Source organism: Sphingobacterium anhuiense (assembly GCF_042686355.1).
Lineage (GTDB): Bacteria > Bacteroidota > Bacteroidia > Sphingobacteriales > Sphingobacteriaceae > Sphingobacterium > Sphingobacterium anhuiense.
In genome coordinates, this window is record NZ_JBHUPE010000004.1 from 317,589 (window position 1) to 337,161 (window position 19,573).

Sequence of the window (19,573 nt, forward strand, 5' to 3'; positions counted from 1 at the left end):
ATTGTGTTTAATCCAGTCATGCCAACATTTTACTTTTAACCGTCATAATTCAACCTTTTGTAGCGATTTAAATTTCAATTTCCTATCTTTAGGCGAATTTTGAATCAGCCTCAGCGTTCGTTTTGAATTTCAATTTTGTTTAAGCAAATTAAAAGATTTCAATAAAAAAATTATGTCATCTAAAATCATTTACACCAAGACAGATGAAGCGCCATTGTTGGCGACTTACTCATTCTTACCTATTGTACAAGCATTCGCCAAAACAGCTGATATCGATGTTGAATTAAGAGATATTTCTCTTGCAGGTCGTATTTTAGCAAACTTTTCAGATGTATTAAGCGCAGATCAGAAAGTAGCTGATGCTTTAGCTGAATTAGGGCAGTTGGCAACAACTCCAGAAGCTAATATCATCAAATTACCAAATATTTCAGCTTCCATTCCGCAATTAAAAGGAGCAATTGCTGAATTGCAGGCAGCAGGTTATGCGATACCAAATTTCCCTGACAATCCAGAAACTGCAGCAGAAACTGAGATTAAGGCAAAGTATGCAAAAGTATTAGGTTCAGCTGTAAATCCAGTTTTACGTGAAGGAAACTCTGACCGCCGTGCGCCAAAAGCTGTTAAGAATTATGCTAAAGCAAACCCGCATTCAATGGGTGCTTGGTCAGCAGATTCTAAGACACGCGTAGCGTCCATGTCTCACGGTGATTTTTATGAGACTGAGCAATCAGTAACAGTAGAAAACGCAGGACAGTTCAAAATTGAATTTGTTAATGCAGCGGGTACTGCTACAGAATTAAAAGGTTTATCTCCATTAAAGGCAGGTGAAGTAATTGATTCATCAGTAATGAGCTTAAATGCATTAAAAGGTTTTGTTGCAGATACAATTGCTGCGGCTAAAGCTGAAGGTGTTTTATTATCTGCTCATTTAAAAGCAACGATGATGAAAGTATCAGATCCTATTATTTTTGGTGCTATCGTAGAGGTTTATTTTAAAGATGTATTTGCTAAATATGGTGAATTATTCAACTCTTTAGGTATCAATAAAAATAATGGTTTAGGAGAAGTATTTGCAAAAATATCGGGTAATCCGCAAGAGGCAGAAGTTAAAGCAGCTATTGAAGCCGCTATCGCGAATGGTCCAGATTTAGCAATGGTAAACTCTGATAAAGGTATTACGAACTTACATGTGCCTTCAGATGTGATCGTTGATGCATCTATGCCAGCGATGATCCGTACTTCGGGACAGATGTGGAATAAAGAAGGAAAATCGCAAGATACCATCGCTATTATTCCAGATCGTTCTTATGCAGGAGTGTATGAAGCAACTATTGAAGATTGTAAAGAAAATGGCGCATTAGACCCTACAACTATGGGTTCTGTTCCCAACGTGGGTTTAATGGCTCAAAAAGCTGAAGAATATGGTTCACATGATAAAACTTTCCAGGCATCAGAAAACGGTTCGATCCGTGTAGTAGATGCAAATGGAAATGTTTTGATGGAACAAAGAGTTGAAACTGGTGATATCTTCCGGATGTGTCAAACTAAAGATGCACCTATTCAAGACTGGGTAAAATTGGCGGTTAACCGCGCGCGCTTATCGGCTACACCTGCAGTGTTCTGGTTAGATGAAAATCGTGCCCATGATAGAGAAATCATCAAAAAAGTTGAGAAATATTTAGGTGATTTTGATACAAATGGATTAGATATTTTTGTTATGAATCCTGTTGAGGCAACTAAATTTTCTTTAGACCGTATCCGCGAAGGATTAGATACAATTTCTGTAACGGGTAACGTATTACGTGATTATTTAACAGATTTATTTCCTATTTTAGAAGTTGGTACATCTGCAAAAATGCTTTCTATCGTTCCTTTAATGAATGGTGGAGGTTTATTTGAAACAGGTGCTGGTGGTTCTGCTCCAAAACATGTTGAACAATTCTTACAAGAAGGTTATTTACGTTGGGATTCTCTAGGTGAGTTTTTAGCTTTAGGAGCATCTTTAGAGCATTTGTCACAAACACAGAATAATGCGCAGGCATTAGTTTTGGCAGAAGCATTGGATGTGGCAACAGAAAAATTCTTAGCGAATGATAAATCTCCAGCACGTAAAGTAGGTCAAATCGATAACCGTGGTTCTCACTACTATTTGACAGCTTATTGGGCTGAAGCTTTAGCTGCACAAACAAAGGATAGCGTACTAGCAGCGAAGTTTGCACCTTTAGCTAAATCATTAGCTGAAAATGAGGCTAAGATCAACGAAGAGTTGATAGGTGCTCAAGGTAAAGCACAAAACATTGGTGGTTATTATTTCCCCAATGATGATTTGGCTACAGCCGCTATGCGTCCTTCGCAAACATTAAATAATGCAATCGCTTCTTTATAGTCGTGATTTTATAAATAAAAAGGCTCCATTCATGATGAATGGAGCCTTTTTATTTATAAAAATTATAAAGTATTATGGAATACTAATTTTTGTTCTTCATTAAATTCATTTCGAATATAACCTGTTCTAAGGTCTCTTCATTAACAATAGGTACTTGTTGGATTTTTAGCATATTATGCGATTTTGTATCCTTGTCGAGTAAATGAAAATTAGACCTCACAAAAGGATGAGCATTTGGTTTTTTAGAATCCTTATTTTCATTCATAATGGAATGATTTCTATTTTTATTTCGAAATGGATGCATAATGATTCGATTATGTCTGTAATTGGTATTTACAATTTACATAAAATAAATGAAAAGTACAATAGATTAGAATCTTGAAAATAATTTTTTAAAATTACCCCATCATAAGGTTAATAGTTGTTTAGCTTTTTTTAAGTCAACCTCTTCACCTGCAAGAATCTCTATAAAGTATAATTTTTGCCAAAGTTGTGTTTGTTTAGCCTGTTTATTCTCGGCGATATCCCAATTTGGATAGACTCTAAAACCTCGTTTACCAGCTTTACATTCACCTCTCAAGATACCATGTTTTAACAGAATGCTTCTAGGAAATATAAACAATCCAACACCATTATCTTTTCGGGTAGCTATTATATAAAAATCAATAGGGTTACTACCTGCATACGGAGTCGTAATTCCAGCTGCATCCCTATACCATAAGGTAACGAATTGACCAATCTTTTTAGGTGTTATCTTGGCTTTCCTATACTTAATTTTCAAATGGTCTAGATCAAAATTTTGAGCATCATATTCTTGACTTTCTCGTTCATATTTTCTATGTACCATTGTTAATCCACAGGGCTGAAAAATAAATGTATTGATGAGCTGAATCTCCGTAGGGGTAAGGGTAATATCTTGCAATGTGATGTATATAATAATTTAAAAAGCTTATTTATATGAAATGGATTATGCATTTGAAGAATTGCTTGAACATGGTAAGCAGTTTCAAACTTTGTTAAAACTTGTATTGTTGCAAATATAAAGAGACTTGTGCAGATCTTTTTAAAGCGAGTGATATTAGCATAGTATATAACCTTAGATATAACAAAAAACAGACAGTATTTTTTAAGTACTGTCTGTTTTCATGAAACCAAATATGACTACGAGTACTAGTAGGTGATTTCTCCCTTTATAGCAAGTTTGTTTTTATCCATAAGAGTAGTTGTCATTGTAGCGCTGACTTTGCTCTGTTTTAATTTACTAAACGGATATATTGTCCACTTTTCCGGCCATGCATTAAAATCAATAAAGAAGTAAAAAGGGTGTTGAGTTCTTTCATTTTGAATCCGATCAGGAGATCGTTCAGAAGTTGTATTTAACAAGTATGAATCGATATGTGCTTTATGAAATTGATAAAACATTTTACCAGGAAGGGACGCAGCTAATGGCTCGTTATATTTCCAGGTATGTACAATATAAGGAACAGCAATCTCTGTTACTTTTATTTCTTCTGTAGCATTAAAATCATCATCATATGCATATGCAATCGAGGTATCTTTTTGGATGACACTATCGGTTTTAATCTCTAAATCCAAATAATTAGCATAATTCTTCTTTAACTGTTCCTGATTGAATCCTGTATACTTGCTCATAATCTGGGATAACAAAGGAAGATCATTTAGAGACAATAAACTCCATAAGGTAACAATTTGATTAGCTGTATCTATCTTTCTTACCTGAAGGTTCTGTTCTATACTTTCAGATAACAACCACTGTCCAGTAATGTCTGTCTTATGTTTCGTAACAGTAGCTTCAGCCATTAAACTTTTGTCTTTTAGGGCATAACCAATATGTTTTTTGGTCAAAGCATGTTCAAAGCCTTTAAAAGAACCGACCTGTACCCATGCATCTTGATTTTTTAACAGTGCATGGAGCTCATTAAAATCCGAATTAGGATCAAGTCCAATCGAATAAACAAGATGATTATGATCAAACAGTACTTTAATATGTTTTGCTATATTAACACTGACAATACCTTGTTTTTTATCTACAAAATTAATTGCCTTCGGATATTGGTTTGCAAAAAAAGAAAAACAATCATCATAGTTCGATACAGCTAATATTCCGCAGAATTGATTTTTCTGTGTATCAGTACTAAATAAAAACAGACGGGCTGGAATAGATATTCCTGAATTCCATACGATTTTTTTTATCAAGTCTTCACCACCTTCTATTCCTGTAGAACGGGTATCAAAGCTCAAGAACTGAGATACATTATCCAACAGTAAATCATCAACAGCAATGGAGAGAATACCGGTACTTGATTGACCGACATATTGTTTTTCAATCCTATTTTTACGGACAGTATAAGTCACCCATAGGAATGATATAAGTATAAGTAATAGCGAGCAGATGATGATTGTAATCCTTTTCATGTATAATTAATTAGCGATTTTACTATCCATGTTCTGCATGATATGTTTTAAAATATACTGTAATGCATTTTTATCCTCTTTTGGCAATTCTATAGAAAGTTCACCAGAGAATTGACGATTTTTTAACGTACTTCCTCTTAATTGAATATCGCCGTAAGTCGATAGGTCTTTCATTGTTTGTTGCAATGAAGCAGTTACTGGTACTTCTAGTTTATGGACTACTTCAGGAATAGCATTCGCGTGAACAACCAAATTGAATGGGTTAGCAAGTAAATCCTTTTTCACTTTTGCATTTTTAGTACCTTTAAAACGGTTTTGTTCAATAGAAGTTAATTGTTCTACATCACTACCCACAAATACAAGATCTTCCTTGAAAAGGATATAGATTGGTTTTATATTTTTCTGCTCAGCAATTTTGTAGATACCATTTTCCAAAGTTACTTCTTGTTTTTTTACAGCGAAGTCAAGTGTACGTTTATACAATCTTTGATCTTGAGAAGTAAACATCCATAAGAAATTAGGTACGTACTCATCTTTCATTTTCGTAATTTCTTTGTAATTGTAATCATCATCATACTCATAGGTTACATACTCTTTATTAACCTTTTGAAGATCATTTAAGAAAAAAGCATGGTCACCTTTCATCACTTTACCGATTGCTTTCTCATCTAGTGCAATTTCTAAAGCTGTAGCGCCAATGGTGACAACGTCACTATATTCGCCAGCAATGGGAGCATACCAACGATTCACAAGGGCTGGCAGTTGTTTTAGATAAGCTTCCGTATTAATATTTACGGCAGCATATGCTAAATGGTTTTCAGGGATATATTTTGCAAATTTCTTGTTGATTTTACCATTGTACAACGGTTTGAAAATCTTTGCCATTTCAGCATCGACTCCCAAAGTTCCAGTAAACTTAATCGTATGCTGATCCTGGATTAAATCAAATGTACCTTCCTCATATCCATATTTAAATTTATCCATATCAATACCATAGGCCAATTTTAACACATCATAAGGCAATGCACCTTGATATAATTTATCTACATTGGGCACCCACAGACGAATCAGATGTTTGTTATCTGTTAATTTGATCGCTTTATTGTTTGCCATGTTGCTCTTAGGATCTAAGTAGCCATTAAAGTCATTTGCAAGCCATGTTCCAAATAATTTATTTTTAATAGAATCATTTTTAGCTTCTCGAGCTTGATTTAGAAGATAAAGTGAGTCCGACTCCAAATCGTAAGCCTCTACTGTGTCTACTGAATCATCCCATTGATCTGCGGATATGGCTATAGTCGAATCAACAACAGCTTCAACGGCCTCCATTTCAGCTTCGCTTATTTCTTCTAATACGTTCACGGTATCAGGTAAAATTTCCTCTTCACTCTCAAAAGTTTCTTCTTCCATAGCCTCCACAGCTTCTTCAGCAGCAGCCGTAGCTGCGGTTGCCGCATCACCTAATGCTTCATTATAGGTCCAGGTGTCCGTCGCATAAGAGCCAAGATCTAAGCCGTAACGGTCTGCTACATCTTTCATTTGAAAGTATTGACTGTGTACATCACCTGTGAGAATAAACATTGTTTCTGAATTCCAGGCAACCTGTGTTTTACCATCTTTTGAAACTCTTCTTTCATATCCATTATATATTGGAAGAACTTCATATTGTGAAAACATATGTTGTTTAACCTGATGGTTTGCTTTCAGGGGAAGTAAAATTCCAATGTAGTGTAAACTATCGGTATTTGCACGGTAAACATAAGCCTGTTTATCTAGATTAAAATCCAGCTCTTTTAGGTTTTTGATTGGAAAATCCATGTTTTTGGCCTGTTCAAATGCACCTAGTTTAGTTAGTGTTTCGTTTAGCAGTTCCATAGAACTTTGTTCTACGATAGCTTTATTATTAATAGAAACAACAAAGTCGGCATGAGCCGGTATTTTGCTGGTCAGTTCTTGAGCTGTAGCCTCCATTCCTGCAAAAGCAGATAATGCTAACAAGGGTAAGAATTTAATATTCATGTAGTTATTTGTTATTTAAAGTGATGGTATTGGCTAATGAAACTTTGCCACTAGCAAGATCTGTTGCCTTTAACTTAAGTAGAACAGCTTTTGCAGAACTGGATATTTTTGCTGAAGCATGTTTTTGTGATTTGACCGTTTTATCAAAACGTATAATCTGTGTGTAAAAGGCATCATTAAAATATTTGCGGTCAGTTTCAGATATACGGGCATACTCTTTACTTAAAGTAGGAGAGTGTGTATATGTTCTGGTAAAGGTTCCAGTTTTAGCATCGTAGGAATAATTATTATTATTACCGAGGGCACTTTTAAAATGAGTTCCAAGCGCTTTACTAAAATTATTCAGAGCATTTACGGAAGCGAAATTGCAGGAGACAGTTGCAATATAATTGTTAAAATCTAAATTATATTGCACCTGACTTATACCTGGGGTATTTTTTAAAATACGGATCATGTCCTCGGTTTCACTCTTTATCTTCTCTTTTGTCGGAATTTGAATGCCATTTACACTTTTTAATTTCATCAGAGAGGCTACTTTAGTACTACTTTTACTAAGGTTGAGTGTAGCTTTAATACTGCCAGAACCATTGGCATTTAGATTGATATCTTCGATAAAGTCAAAGCAACTTGTCAATAAACTGCAACAGCAGATTAAGATTATTAATCGCGAAAACGGCTTAAGTTTTATCATTTTTTATTGTTTTAAAGGATTTGCTATTATTCCTGCTAATTACCGTGCCATCATCGTAAGGCATCAGATTTTCTTTCTAGGTTTTTAACAATTTTACGTCTACTCAAAGCTAGAGATTAGAAGCAATTTCTACAATCCCCGAAACTAGTGGTTTTACCAATCAAAGTTCTACTATTGACGAATCAATCCATATTCTAACGCTAATTTAATTGCAGAACTAAGATTTTTTGCGTCAAATTTCTCAATCAAATTTTTACGGTGACTTTCCACAGTATGCGGACTAATAAATAGTTTTTCTGCGATTTGCCCCGTTGTTAATCCCAAAGATGCCTCAGTTAGTACTTCCTTTTCCCTACGGGTCAATTTTGGAACACTTTTGAGTTCATCTTTTGATTTTCTTTCAACAATATTTTTGGTTTGAGAACATAGAAATTTGTTTCCTTTTATAACCTGTTCAACTCCGGCAACAATCTCTTCCACAGAAGCATTTTTTTGAATATAACCTTGGGCCCCCTCTTGCAGTACACTATTGATAACAGCATATTCGTTATGTACACTGATTACTATAATACGCATTTCAGGATACTTGGATCGCAACGGTTTGATCAGCTCAATACTATTGGCATCAGGAAGATTAATATCCAGTAAAAGTACATCAACAGGCCCATCCGAAAGCGCTTTATGCATGGTTGATGCATCAGGATAACAACCCACTACTTCTAACATATCTTCCTTAGAAAGGATATTTTTCAATCCTTCCGAAAGCAAAGGATGATCATCTGTAATTGCTATTTTAATCATTTATTTTATTTTTTTGGAAATATAATTTCAACACTTGTCCCCACATCTTTTTCCGACTGTATAGTAAATTTCCCTTTAAGGAAATCGATACGCGATTGTATATTATGAAGGCCTGCTGAGTGATTACCCTTAACCTGATCAATATCAAATCCTTTTCCATCATCTTCAACAGTGATGGTGTAATAATCAGCTTCTTCTACAATTTGAATGATAATTTGTTTGGGGTCAGCATGTTTTATTGCGTTATTAACCAACTCCTGGATTACCCGATAAACAAGTAATTGTTCATCTTTTGTAAGTTGATTCGAATAATGTAAAAATTGTACATCAATATCCAATTCTACATTGGACATACGAACAGCGTAATCTTGTAATGCTTCCTTTAGACCATATCTATTTAGCAAATCGGGCATCAGATTATGAGCTACGCGTCTTAGCTCTTCTACAGCAGTATCCAATTGCAGAAGAGATTTTTGCATATCATTTTTCATTGGACTATCCACTTTATTTGTCAATTGAGATAAACTTATTTTTGTGGTGGATAAGAGGCCTCCCAGTCCATCATGAAGGTCCCTGGCCAATCGTCCTCGTTCCTGTTCCTGACCATCAAGCATAGCAGTTAATATTGATATTTTTGAATTCTGACGTTCCTTATCTAAAGAGAAATTATACAGTTCCTTATTTTGACGCATACTTTTGGACCGCTGTTTATATGCGTATAACATTAATAGTAGAACCAATAAAAAAAACAAGATCAAAGCCACATAATATTTATTTATTTTCTCTTTATAAGAAATCTCATTTTTGAAACTGAGGATGTCCTGAGCACGATTTTGTGTCTCTAAACGAGATAGCTTGAGTTCCTGGGTTCTTTTTTCAGATTCAAGCTGTGTGAGCTCAAGTTCTTTTCGCTGATTTTCTTCATGCAGCTTCAAATTCTCATATTGCTGTTTTTGTTGCAGACTGACCGTATGCATCAAACGGAGCTGCTGTTCTTTTTTATCCGTTTCCAGTTGCATTCTGATAAGTTGCTGTTGCTGTCTTTCTTTATCAAACTGTGCTTCTAGTCGTTTGCCCAATTCCAATTGTTCTTGATTGTATATGGATTTAAATGTTTCCATATACACTTTATGGTAACGTATGGCTTCAGCAAGATTATTCTCCTGTTCCGCAATTTCAGAGAGATTCTCGTAAATACTGAGGATGATGTTCTGATCCGGAACACTACTTTTAGTAATCTCCATAAGTGCCGACAACAAATAGGCTTTAGCACGCTCAGGTTTTTTGTTTTTCAGTGCGATCTCCGCCATTATACCGTAAGCAGACGCAACATGCGTGTATTGTTGAGTCGCTGTTCCCTGCTTTAGGGCGAGCTCAGCATATTGAATTGCCTGATCTTGATAAGAATCAGGAAAAAAACTAAAGTAGAGGTAAGCTAGATTATTAGCAACAAAAGATAGATTAGATGGGAAGGGGATTGTAGCCTTATTTTTGTTATACGTATTAATAGCTAAGAGGTAATACTTTTCTGCCTGATCTCGTAATTTGTGGTTAGTATCGTTCTTTATGTACTGTTGTTCATACATATAACCCATGAGCATATAAGCGTCAAATATAGCAATGGGATCATTTTGTTGAATAGCAAGATCTAAAGCAAGTAGACTATACTTCTCCTGTAGCTGATGCTCATTCCAATTCGCATAAATTGAAGTTAGCTCCTTGTAGGTCGTTGATTTACGGCTATTAAGTGTACGGGATGGGGGAGCCTGATCAAAATAACGGATAGCGCGTAAAAAACTTCTAACAGCTTCACCTTCTTTATTATTTCTGGTATATAGCCATCCTTCACAATAACTTATATAACCCTTAATCTCTGTATCTTTAGATTTGCTAGCAAACTCTTTTGCCTTATCAAAACTACTTTTAGATTCTTTTATACGCTCGCTGATTCTATAATTCATAGCCTCAATCGCATATAGATTAGCCGCATATTTTCCATCTGGTAAACGACTTGCTATCTGGATATTATCTTTAAGGATTTGACCGGCCTTAACTTCTTGTTGATTGAAAAATAAGGCAGTTGCATATTTTCCGGCAACAATTAATCTTTCTGGATTCGTAACAGATACTTTATCATATTGCTCCTTTAGTCTATCTAGCACTTCTTGAGCAGAAGAAAAGTTAAATAAAAAACACAAGATTAATAGAAGCAGAGTTTCTCTCAATTTATTGGTAAAATATAGTGCACTCTTCTTCATTTGCATTCATTCTGGACCTATTATATAGGAGACTAAGATATCATTTTTTATAAACAATGTATAGATCGAAACATTAAAATAGTTGTTTAAACCCCATAAATGCAAGAAAACTCCCATATTTATTTTACTAAATATGGGAGTTTTCTCATATTATTCAGCCTCTACAGCAGCAACCTCTTGACCTTTAGTATCAATATAATATATGTTTTCACCAGCTTCATCTTCCGAGACAATGGCTACACCATTATCAAACGCAAGTGCTGTTGAAAATTTAAAAGGAATAATTGTTTTACCTTTTTCATCAATGTAACCATACTTACCATTTTTCATCGCTAAGAAAATATTTCCTTCATCAGGTAAAGCCATATATTCATATCCTCCGGCTATTTTTTTATTATCTTTCATAGAGAGTAAAGAATAAGAAGTATCCTCGAACGTAATAAAATAGTCTTTATTTCTCATGAAAATGTGTTCATGTACTGCTGGTATGATCACCTGCTCCTTCTCATTCATAAAACCGCTTTTATCATTTTTCATGAATTGGATCAGCCCATTTTCCGGAAAACTCACCATCTCATATGTTGCGTTAATCAAAACGCTTCCATCAGCACGTAATAAACCGTATTTATCTTGTGCACCGTACATGAATGTTTTGGAGTCGTCAGAATAGTTTAGAAAATCGTGTTGTAGCGTAATAATTTCTTTACCGGCTAAGTTGATCGCTCCAAATTTATCCTCTGCATTGTTTACTATAGATATGTCTCCATCAAAAGGTGCTATAAAAGTATACTTAGGCTGTAAAAGAACTTGATCATTTTCATCTTTTAGTCCATATAAATCTCCTGTTTCATTAGTGAAAATATAGCGATTATCAGCAACTTGAAGATCACCATATCCTACTGCACTATCAGCTTCCATTTCAGTATAACTTTCTGGAATTTCGAATAGCTCTTGAGTCAATTCCTCAGAGTCGATCTTTTTTGCAATGTAGCCATCTCCCGATACCGTAATTGACAATGGTGCCCCAGGTAAAGTTTCTAAGAAATTGAATTCCGCCCAAGATAAATTAGGGATCTGCTCAGTATAATAAACCGTAAGTTTTACATCCTCGCCAGACTCCTCATCAGTTCCTATATTAATTATTGCTAGTTTACATGTATATCCCGCTATATTTTTCTCTTGGCCTTTTATGTATTCGATCTGGATATCACTGTAATCATTTTTGGTACCGTCTTGTAGCATCAAGTACTCTTGAGAGTTAGGAACTAGAATAAATGATTTTAATTTTTTCTTATCTTTTATCTCGATGTGACTTTCATCCTGCGTATAAGCGATGCGCATATAATCCTGATTCACCCAAGCTCTTAATTGCGTATCATCCATCTGTCCATTGTTTTCTCCCGATTTTATTCCGTAATCGATACGAAAAAACTTGTTGGATTGAGCTAGGGCACTTAAGCTCATTAAGCACACTGTTGCTAGTGTTAGTGTTATTCTCTTCATGATATTAATGTAATTCTAACACAAAAGTCATGATTGTTTTTTACCATTTTTATCCCTGATAACAGCCATTTGCAAAACATGAATAGGGATTTTTTAGTTATCATTAAAAACTCTTGACCATCTCGTAATGTATTCATCACCTAAGCATGAAGTCTATTTGTTTATTTTGTAACGCTTTAATTTTTTCGACATCAAGATATAAATCGTAGTTTTTTAACTTGAAATAGAGAAAATCTAAACAATAAAGGCATGTAATTTGTTTAAAAGTTGTACAGATTATTTCAAGCGACCAGATGTGAGACATATGCGCATACCTTTACTATTTTTTTTCATTGCAACTTTTGTAAATGCCAACCCCCAGCAGTTAAAGCAGGTATCGCAGGAAGAAGCGATCCTGACGAACATTGTTTTCATGCGTACCGAAGGATTACTTATGACCCAACTGATAGAGCAAAAGTCAAAGAATAAAAAAGTGCTTTCCGCAATTAAGCGAGCCAAACGTTACTACACAGAGACCCAGCCTATGCTACTAGAAGTTATAAAAGGAAAAGCACTTGCCCTAGATCAAAAACAGTTCGATTACATTTCTCAAGAAGCTGAAAAAAAATTCCAAAATTACGACATCAAAAATGAAGGTCATTGGATTAAACTCTATCAAAATCACATTCAAAACTGTATACGCTCATATAGCCTACTTTTGCAAGATAGAGAATGGGCAAGTGTTACCTATTTTTCATTTTATGCACTCCCAGAATTGATTAATCTCGATCAGGAATTTATAAAATTAAACATTAAATAAATACAAGTATATTTAGCGTATATCTGGATCATATGAAAATTCTTACCGCAAAACAAATGATGAACGCAGATGTACTGACCTGCAACGAACAACAAATAACAAGCTTAGATTTAATGGAAAGAGCTTCCCAAACGGTCTTTGCTGCATTAAAGATCAAGTACCCAGATCTCCCAAAACAACATTTCACCATCATCTGTGGAAAAGGAAATAACGGCGGAGATGGATTAGTATTAGCACGTTTATTAGATGCACATTTAGCCAATGTGATGGTATATGTCCTAAAATCCGAAACTTACGCGCCTGATAATAGCCGCAATCAGGCAAGATTATCCGCGGCGCAAATTCATTTTTTTAACGAAACAGATCAGTTACAAATCCCGGATAATACCATTGTTATAGATTGTCTTTTCGGATATGGACTTCGAGAAGAATTAGACGGAAAATGGGCTTATATCTGCAAGCAGATCAATGAAGCTGATGTTCCTGTATATGCCATTGATATGCCTTCAGGCTTATTGGCAGATAGACCAACATCGATTACTGCTCCTGTGATTCATGCAGATTTGGTATATACTTTCCAAATGCCTAAGCTCGCATTATTAATGCCTCAGAACCAAGTTTTTTATGATGATTTTCAAGTACTGGACATTCAATTGAGTAAAAATGCTATTGAAAAAGAAAATTCCGATTTGATTTATGTTGAAAAAGGGTTAATACTCAAATACTATAGAAAAAGGAAAAAGTTTGAACATAAAGGCATTTTTGGGCATAGCATGATCATAGGGGGAAGCAAGGGAAAAATGGGATCTGTCCAGCTGGCACTAAAAGCAGCTTTGCGAAGTGGCTGTGGTTTAGCTACCGGCTTTGTACCTGCTTGCGGGCATATCATTATCCAGACTGCTGTGCCCGAAGCTATGGTCTTATTAGATGACCATAATGACGTGATAACCACCATGCCCGACTTAGCAAATTATCAAGCTGTTGGCATTGGGGTAGGAATGGGAACCGCAGCAGAAACAAGTGTAGCCTGGATAGATTACATAAGTAGAGGAATCCAAACGCCATTGATTATTGATGCTGACGGCTTAAATATGATGTCAAAAAATCCTGAATTATGGAACTTTATACCGAAAAACACCATTCTGACTCCACATCCAAAAGAACTGAATCGGATTATAGGAGCGTGGATAGACGATTGGGATAAATTAGAAAAAGTAAAAGAATTTGCAACTAAATATCAGGTCAATATATTGATAAAAGGAGCAAATAGTGCAATGGTGATGAGCGACGGTAAGTGCTACTTTAATAGTACAGGCAATGTAGGGATGGCAACTGGGGGCAGCGGCGATGTATTAACAGGGATTATAACTGCATTGCTTGGACAGGGATATCTTGCAAACGAAGCGTTAATCATGGGTGTATATTTACATGGAAAGGCCGCAGATTTGGCAGTTAAGACCATCGGTACTTATAGTCTTCTTCCCTCAGATATTATTCAGTATTTACCACAAGCGTTTCTTGAATTAGAACTTGCGACACTGTAAACTAGTCCAAGACTTAGATGGCATACGATAGTTTGTTTTCTTGCCATAGGGCAAGGAGACTTTATGATCTATTGTTTATTTTTGATTAAACAGATGGTAGTCAACCATCACTAAATCAATAAACAATGGATAAGCCAAAATCAACAAAACTAGAAGTGATTATTCCCGCTTATAGAATGCATACACAGACTTTTTTAAGTGTGTTATCTGGGATATCTGAAGTGGATGCCAAGAAGCGGATCGATGGACGAACGAATCATATTATTTGGATGGCCGGCAACTTTGTCAATGTACGTTACGGAATAGCGAACATTTTAGGTTTGGAAGAAACAGATCCCTATAACGATTTGTTTTATATGGGAAAGACATTAGATGAACAATTTCAATACCCGACTCTAGCCGATCTCATTGCTAGTTTTCATAAAATCTCTCCTAAAGTTTACCGGAGTTTATTGGCCGTCAATGATGAACAGTTGTCTGAATTATTTCCGATTGGAATGAATATCCCCTTTGTTACAGAAGATAAACTCAATTTTATCGGAATGTGTATAGGTAGGCAGGATTATCTTGGCGGGCAGATGGCATTGATGAGACGTATCCTTAATTATTCGAGTATGAGTTACGGTGTAGATGACAAGATCACATATTAGCATGGAAGCACATGTAACAGGATACCTAGAGATAAACGGAATTCGCCTGTATCATGAAATTTATGGAGCAGGTGAACCTTTGGTTTTGATTCATGGAGGGGCGGGTTCTATACAGTTTGATTTTAGAGAAACGATTATCCGGTTACAAGAACGCTTTTTGCTGATCGGCATTGATCTGCAAAATCACGGACGCTCAGATCATAGGGAAGAACCTGAAACTTTTGAACAGGATGCAAAGGATATTGTCGCATTATTGGATCTCTTGGGAATACCTAAAGCCTCTTTTTTTGGATTTAGCAATGGTGCTACGACTGCCTTAGAGATAGCAAAGATTTACCCAGATCGCGTCGTGAAGATCGTTGCAGCCTCTGGAGTTTATAAAAGAAATGGCCTGATACCAGGTTTCTTTCAAGTAATGGAACAGGCCACAATTGATAATATGCCGACCTATCTGAAAGAGAACTTTCTGAAACTAAATTCGAATATAGATGAGTTGCATAATATGTTTCAAAAAGACAGTCAGCGGATGATCCATTTTGAAGACTGGAAAGATCGTGATATGCAGCATATTAAAAATCCTGTTCTGCTCATTTATGGAGATCGCGATGTTGTTACAGTCAAACATGCCGCAACCATCTGTCAGTTGCTCCCTGATGCAAGATTATGCATACTTCCTGCCACCCACGGCGGGTATATGATGGCCGATGAATCAGGGATAGTAGATGAAGAATTAATCACATTTACGGTATCACAGATCGCAAGATTTTTAGAATAATTTACATGTTCCTGGGTCAATTTAAATGCAACCTTTACAGCTTGTTAGGGTCAGTAGGTAATTAATAAAGTGAAATATAGGTTATAGGGCTACTTTATTTTTAAATATTTGTAATATCTTAGAGTATCACAGACGAAACTTTCAAAGTTTATCGCGCTAAGAACCCATTACTAAATTAACCAATATTGAAAATGAAGATGTACAAATCATTTATTCCGCTCTGCACTGCTTTATTCTTGTCAGCTTGTTCTTCAAATTACCTGATGACTGTTAATACCACCAATACGATTAAAGAAAAAGACCAAGGAACTTTCTTATACACAAATGACACTTTGGCTGTTCAATACTCTTTTGCAGGGAAGGATGGTAAAGTATATGTTAAGGTTGAAAATAAATTAGATCATCCAATCATGTGGAACTTGAAAAATTCTGCACTAGTAATCAACGGTAAGGCCCTTAGTTACGCTAATAACCAGATAGATTTAAAAGGTAATGTGAATCAGAATGTTTCCGCTTTTAGTGAGGATATTATTCATGGATATTTTAACGGCACAGCAACATTACCTAAAGATATTTTATTAATACCACCTCATGCGTTTGTCGAGGGAAGGTTTTTTGATCTTCGCGATGATGTAAAGAAATCGGTATCCCAAGCAAAAAAAGAAAAGGTTGTGCGGTATGGCATGAACGGTGGAACATATAATGTTCAACAAGCCAAGTTTAACATACAGAATTCGCCTTATATCCTGAGCAGTTTTTTGAGCTATTCTGTGTTGAATAATGGCGAGGCTACTTTCAGAACTACAGAACAAAAATTTTATGCTGAAACATTATTTCAGACTAGTACATCATTAAATAATGTACTTGAGTATTATACAAAACAAGGTGATCTAATGGCTTATAAGAAAGTAAAAGGTGAAAATGCTTTGCTGTTAGGAGGGGTGGTGGCTTTAGGTGCAGCAGCAGGAGCACTTGACAATAGTAGAACCGATTAAGCTGTAATTGAACTATAAAAAGCCTTGATCACTTCGACAAGGCTTTTTTATTTTTATTGTATTTTAATAAGGTTTACTGACATACTGTTGTCATTGACAGACTTATTTTTGTGTTAGCTAAAACATAGTAAGACGACGAACTTGTCTATTTCCAGTAACCTGATACAACGTCAAATTGATATAGCGAAAATAAAAACGGTAAAATTTTGAAGAAACAAAACAGTTAAAAATGATCAAATTTAAATATACTATCTTATATGTGTCCGATGTGACACGGGCCATTCAGTTTTATGAACAAGTATTTGGCTTTGTACGAAAATTTATAACACCTGAAAAAGACTACGGCGAATTAATAACAGGAGAAACCACCATTTCATTTGCCAAACACAGTTTAGCACAGACTAATTTGAGTGCAGGATATCAGGAAAGTTCTCGTTTAGCGAAACCTTTTGGAATAGAATTGGGCGTTATCACGGATAATGTTGAAGATCTAGTAGACAAAGTATGGGAGTATAATGGAATTATTGTTGAACAGCCTACAGTCAAGCCTTGGGGACAGACCGTTTCATATGTGAGAGATTTAGATGGTTTTCTAATTGAATTATGTACTCCGTTACCTTAGCCAGAAACTTTTTTGTAAAAATATATATCCGTTTATTATCGAGTAACGATGCCTTTTTAGTGCATTTTTCTCTCCATAAAGCACACATTAAGATCGATTAAGTATTTTTAAATAGCGCATTTATACATTTTTTTTTATAGTTTTAGCGATTTAGCATATTAAACAGAGAAATGGCGTTAACAAACTTGTCAAGACGAGTCGCTCTCGGAATCGATATTGGTGGAACCAATACGAAATTCGGAGTGGTAAATCATCGCGGGGAAGTTCTAGAAAAAGGATCCCTAAGAACAGATGAATATAAGAAAATAGAAGATTTTATTGATGCATTATATCTTCAGGTTTCTCCACTTATCGAGAAATACGGTACAGTGAAAAACTTTGATGGAATTGGTCTCGGTGTACCTAACGGTAATTACTATACTGGTACGGTAGAATTAGCTCCTAATTTACCTTGGAAAGGTGTAATTCCTTTTGCCGAACTTATGGAAAATAAATTTGGTATGGAGTGTACCATTACCAACGATGCGAATGCGGCAGCTTTGGGAGAGATGCTTTTCGGAGCAGCACGTGGTATGAAAGATTTTATCATGATTACTTTAGGAACAGGTGTAGGAAGCGGAATCGTTGCCAATGGAAATGTAATCTATGGACATGATGGTTTTGCGGGAGAGTTAGGACATACCATTGTAAAACCAGGAGGTAGAAAACACTGGAGTACAGGTTCGGAAGGAAGTCTGGAAGCCTATGCATCTGCTACCGGCATAGCCATTACAGCAAAGAAAATGAGAGCAGAATTTCCAAGTTCTATGCTCAATCAATATCCAGAAGAATCAATCAATTCTAAAACAGTTTACGAGTGTGCCATAAAAGAAGATCCAATTGCTATTGAAGTATTCCGCTATACAGGACAGAAGCTGGGTGAAGCATTAGCTAATTTTGTGATGTTTTCATCTCCTGAGGCGATCTTATTGTTTGGCGGAGTTATTCAAGCCGGAGACTTTATTCTCAAGCCTGCAAAATTACATATGGAAAGAAACCTACTTCCCATCTTTAGAGATAAAGTGAGATTGGTATTTAGTGAGCTTCCTGAAGCAGATGCCGCAATTTTAGGTGCAAGTGCACTCGTTTGGGAACAATAAAAGAAAATAAAACTCGTCTTTTAAGACGATCGTTTTCATAAACAGTGTCCGGTTGATGGATTTTAATGTAAATTAAATTTTAACAACCGGACACTCCTATAAAACCACATCGTCACGAGTATTAGCACGGCAGACCATTCTAAAGGTCAGATTTATTCTGGGCAGGATTTGCCGAGCTGTTTTAGGTACCTGGTGCTGCCAGCAACTGTTTGTCGTACCAGCCATCAGCAGGAAAGACCCATGATGCAGAGGAATTTCGATCTGCTTTATATCCTTTAGAAATTTATGACGTAGTCGGAATAAACGTGTTTCCCCAAAACTGACCGATGCAATCACAGGATTAGGACCAGACTTATCAGTATGATCACTATGCCACGCAACACCATCTTTCCCGTTACGGTAGTGGTTGAGCAAAACAGCATTAAAGCTTAAACCAGTTTCTTCTTCCACTCGTTTTCGGATGGCTAATAGTGCTGTGGTCCAGTCAGGACCTGCGGGATCAGCACCCAAATTGCTTTTATCCTCATACCAAGCGATCATGCGTGGCGCTTTAACTGTTTTATCAAAGATCTCCATTTCATATTCGCGCCATTTCGTAGTATGGAGCAAAGTATTGTAGTAATGGTCCGATTCTTCCTTTGAAAAAAAAGAATCAATTAGCATGAGTTCCGTATCAGGTAGATCGAATACAACCTTACCTCCATGGCCAGGTGCGAATATTTCAGTGTCATTAAATAAATTCATCGTATATGTTTTAGTAAAGTGGTAACAGTCAATAGGTGTTTTATTCATTTACTATAAACTTTAGAGTCTGCAATTGTAAGTTTTTTGGTTTTCAAAAAATAGCAGTTGGCTCTTCGGATTTATATATAGTAGTGTTCCTATTATGCTTATTAAAATATGACACAACAAAAATACTAATTATATTAGTATTTTTATTAAATTTGAAGCTATA

17 protein-coding genes are annotated in these 19,573 nt (G+C 35.7%); 8 read left to right on the forward strand and 9 right to left on the reverse strand.

Features of this window, described 5'->3' with window-relative positions; all coding sequences use genetic code 11:
• Positions 1 to 172 precede the first annotated feature (172 nt).
• A complete protein-coding gene (locus ACFS6I_RS06915; RefSeq protein WP_132842541.1) occupies positions 173 to 2,386 on the forward strand; it encodes an NADP-dependent isocitrate dehydrogenase in 2,214 nt (737 codons plus the stop codon).
• An 82-nt stretch (positions 2,387 to 2,468) separates the two neighbouring features.
• On the opposite strand, the gene ACFS6I_RS06920 is transcribed toward ACFS6I_RS06915, so the two are convergent.
• The 8 genes from ACFS6I_RS06920 to ACFS6I_RS06955 form a co-directional block, all read right to left on the reverse strand.
• Positions 2,469 to 2,690, reverse strand: coding sequence for a hypothetical protein (locus tag ACFS6I_RS06920; protein ID WP_380919096.1), 222 nt, complete (start codon positions 2,688 to 2,690; stop codon positions 2,469 to 2,471).
• A gap of 102 nt (positions 2,691 to 2,792) precedes the next feature.
• Positions 2,793 to 3,233: a MepB family protein gene (locus ACFS6I_RS06925; RefSeq protein WP_380919098.1), complete on the reverse strand. Its 441-nt coding sequence runs from the start codon at positions 3,231 to 3,233 to the stop codon at positions 2,793 to 2,795.
• Between the two features lie 323 nt (positions 3,234 to 3,556).
• Positions 3,557 to 4,822, reverse strand: a complete 1,266-nt coding sequence (locus tag ACFS6I_RS06930; protein ID WP_380919100.1) for a hypothetical protein — start codon at positions 4,820 to 4,822, stop codon at positions 3,557 to 3,559.
• Between the two features lie 6 nt (positions 4,823 to 4,828).
• A complete protein-coding gene (locus ACFS6I_RS06935; RefSeq protein ID WP_132842548.1) occupies positions 4,829 to 6,841 on the reverse strand; it encodes a hypothetical protein in 2,013 nt (670 codons plus the stop codon).
• Between the two features lie 4 nt (positions 6,842 to 6,845).
• On the reverse strand, positions 6,846 to 7,532 hold the full coding sequence (locus ACFS6I_RS06940; protein ID WP_380919102.1) for a hypothetical protein: 687 nt from the start codon (positions 7,530 to 7,532) through the stop codon (positions 6,846 to 6,848).
• A gap of 171 nt (positions 7,533 to 7,703) precedes the next feature.
• The gene (locus tag ACFS6I_RS06945) at positions 7,704 to 8,333 is read right to left on the reverse strand and encodes a response regulator (protein ID WP_380919104.1); all 630 of its coding nucleotides are present in this window, start codon (positions 8,331 to 8,333) and stop codon (positions 7,704 to 7,706) included.
• Positions 8,334 to 8,338: 5 nt separating this feature from the next.
• On the reverse strand, positions 8,339 to 10,591 hold the full coding sequence (locus ACFS6I_RS06950; RefSeq protein ID WP_380919106.1) for a tetratricopeptide repeat-containing sensor histidine kinase: 2,253 nt from the start codon (positions 10,589 to 10,591) through the stop codon (positions 8,339 to 8,341).
• A 150-nt stretch (positions 10,592 to 10,741) separates the two neighbouring features.
• Positions 10,742 to 12,094: a WG repeat-containing protein gene (locus ACFS6I_RS06955; protein WP_380919107.1), complete on the reverse strand. Its 1,353-nt coding sequence runs from the start codon at positions 12,092 to 12,094 to the stop codon at positions 10,742 to 10,744.
• A 304-nt stretch (positions 12,095 to 12,398) separates the two neighbouring features.
• Between ACFS6I_RS06955 and ACFS6I_RS06960 the strand changes: the two genes are divergently transcribed.
• From ACFS6I_RS06960 to ACFS6I_RS06990, 7 genes are all read left to right on the forward strand, one after another.
• The gene (locus tag ACFS6I_RS06960; protein ID WP_380919109.1) at positions 12,399 to 12,893 is read left to right on the forward strand and encodes a hypothetical protein; all 495 of its coding nucleotides are present in this window, start codon (positions 12,399 to 12,401) and stop codon (positions 12,891 to 12,893) included.
• 32 nt (positions 12,894 to 12,925) lie between these two features.
• The gene (locus ACFS6I_RS06965) at positions 12,926 to 14,437 is read left to right on the forward strand and encodes an NAD(P)H-hydrate dehydratase (protein WP_380919111.1); all 1,512 of its coding nucleotides are present in this window, start codon (positions 12,926 to 12,928) and stop codon (positions 14,435 to 14,437) included.
• Between the two features lie 125 nt (positions 14,438 to 14,562).
• Positions 14,563 to 15,087 carry a DinB family protein gene (locus ACFS6I_RS06970; protein ID WP_132842558.1) on the forward strand — a complete coding sequence of 175 codons (525 nt, stop codon included), beginning with the start codon at positions 14,563 to 14,565 and terminating at the stop codon, positions 15,085 to 15,087.
• A 1-nt stretch (position 15,088) separates the two neighbouring features.
• Entirely contained in the window at positions 15,089 to 15,862 is a 774-nt protein-coding gene (locus tag ACFS6I_RS06975; RefSeq protein ID WP_380919113.1) for an alpha/beta fold hydrolase, read from the forward strand.
• Positions 15,863 to 16,053: 191 nt separating this feature from the next.
• A complete protein-coding gene (locus tag ACFS6I_RS06980) occupies positions 16,054 to 16,857 on the forward strand; it encodes a hypothetical protein (protein WP_380919115.1) in 804 nt (267 codons plus the stop codon).
• Between the two features lie 229 nt (positions 16,858 to 17,086).
• The gene (locus tag ACFS6I_RS06985; protein WP_132842562.1) at positions 17,087 to 17,479 is read left to right on the forward strand and encodes a VOC family protein; all 393 of its coding nucleotides are present in this window, start codon (positions 17,087 to 17,089) and stop codon (positions 17,477 to 17,479) included.
• Positions 17,480 to 17,649: 170 nt separating this feature from the next.
• On the forward strand, positions 17,650 to 18,618 hold the full coding sequence (locus tag ACFS6I_RS06990; protein ID WP_132773587.1) for an ROK family protein: 969 nt from the start codon (positions 17,650 to 17,652) through the stop codon (positions 18,616 to 18,618).
• 96 nt (positions 18,619 to 18,714) lie between these two features.
• On the opposite strand, the gene ACFS6I_RS06995 is transcribed toward ACFS6I_RS06990, so the two are convergent.
• Complete coding sequence (locus ACFS6I_RS06995) at positions 18,715 to 19,410, reverse strand: alpha-ketoglutarate-dependent dioxygenase AlkB family protein (protein ID WP_380919118.1); 696 nt, start codon at positions 19,408 to 19,410, stop codon at positions 18,715 to 18,717.
• Positions 19,411 to 19,573: the final 163 nt, after the last annotated feature.

What these genes read in the sequence shown, in the direction of transcription:
- ACFS6I_RS06915 (WP_132842541.1), top strand. Translation starts at nt 173, where the DNA reads ATGTCATCTAAAATCATTTACACCAAGACAGATGAAGCGCCATTGTTG.
- ACFS6I_RS06920 (WP_380919096.1), bottom strand. Translation starts at nt 2,690, where the DNA reads ATGCATCCATTTCGAAATAAAAATAGAAATCATTCCATTATGAATGAA.
- ACFS6I_RS06925 (WP_380919098.1), bottom strand. Translation starts at nt 3,233, where the DNA reads ATGGTACATAGAAAATATGAACGAGAAAGTCAAGAATATGATGCTCAA.
- ACFS6I_RS06930 (WP_380919100.1), bottom strand. Translation starts at nt 4,822, where the DNA reads ATGAAAAGGATTACAATCATCATCTGCTCGCTATTACTTATACTTATA.
- ACFS6I_RS06935 (WP_132842548.1), bottom strand. Translation starts at nt 6,841, where the DNA reads ATGAATATTAAATTCTTACCCTTGTTAGCATTATCTGCTTTTGCAGGA.
- ACFS6I_RS06940 (WP_380919102.1), bottom strand. Translation starts at nt 7,532, where the DNA reads ATGATAAAACTTAAGCCGTTTTCGCGATTAATAATCTTAATCTGCTGT.
- ACFS6I_RS06945 (WP_380919104.1), bottom strand. Translation starts at nt 8,333, where the DNA reads ATGATTAAAATAGCAATTACAGATGATCATCCTTTGCTTTCGGAAGGA.
- ACFS6I_RS06950 (WP_380919106.1), bottom strand. Translation starts at nt 10,591, where the DNA reads ATGAAGAAGAGTGCACTATATTTTACCAATAAATTGAGAGAAACTCTG.
- ACFS6I_RS06955 (WP_380919107.1), bottom strand. Translation starts at nt 12,094, where the DNA reads ATGAAGAGAATAACACTAACACTAGCAACAGTGTGCTTAATGAGCTTA.
- ACFS6I_RS06960 (WP_380919109.1), top strand. Translation starts at nt 12,399, where the DNA reads ATGCGCATACCTTTACTATTTTTTTTCATTGCAACTTTTGTAAATGCC.
- ACFS6I_RS06965 (WP_380919111.1), top strand. Translation starts at nt 12,926, where the DNA reads ATGAAAATTCTTACCGCAAAACAAATGATGAACGCAGATGTACTGACC.
- ACFS6I_RS06970 (WP_132842558.1), top strand. Translation starts at nt 14,563, where the DNA reads ATGGATAAGCCAAAATCAACAAAACTAGAAGTGATTATTCCCGCTTAT.
- ACFS6I_RS06975 (WP_380919113.1), top strand. Translation starts at nt 15,089, where the DNA reads ATGGAAGCACATGTAACAGGATACCTAGAGATAAACGGAATTCGCCTG.
- ACFS6I_RS06980 (WP_380919115.1), top strand. Translation starts at nt 16,054, where the DNA reads ATGAAGATGTACAAATCATTTATTCCGCTCTGCACTGCTTTATTCTTG.
- ACFS6I_RS06985 (WP_132842562.1), top strand. Translation starts at nt 17,087, where the DNA reads ATGATCAAATTTAAATATACTATCTTATATGTGTCCGATGTGACACGG.
- ACFS6I_RS06990 (WP_132773587.1), top strand. Translation starts at nt 17,650, where the DNA reads ATGGCGTTAACAAACTTGTCAAGACGAGTCGCTCTCGGAATCGATATT.
- ACFS6I_RS06995 (WP_380919118.1), bottom strand. Translation starts at nt 19,410, where the DNA reads ATGAATAAAACACCTATTGACTGTTACCACTTTACTAAAACATATACG.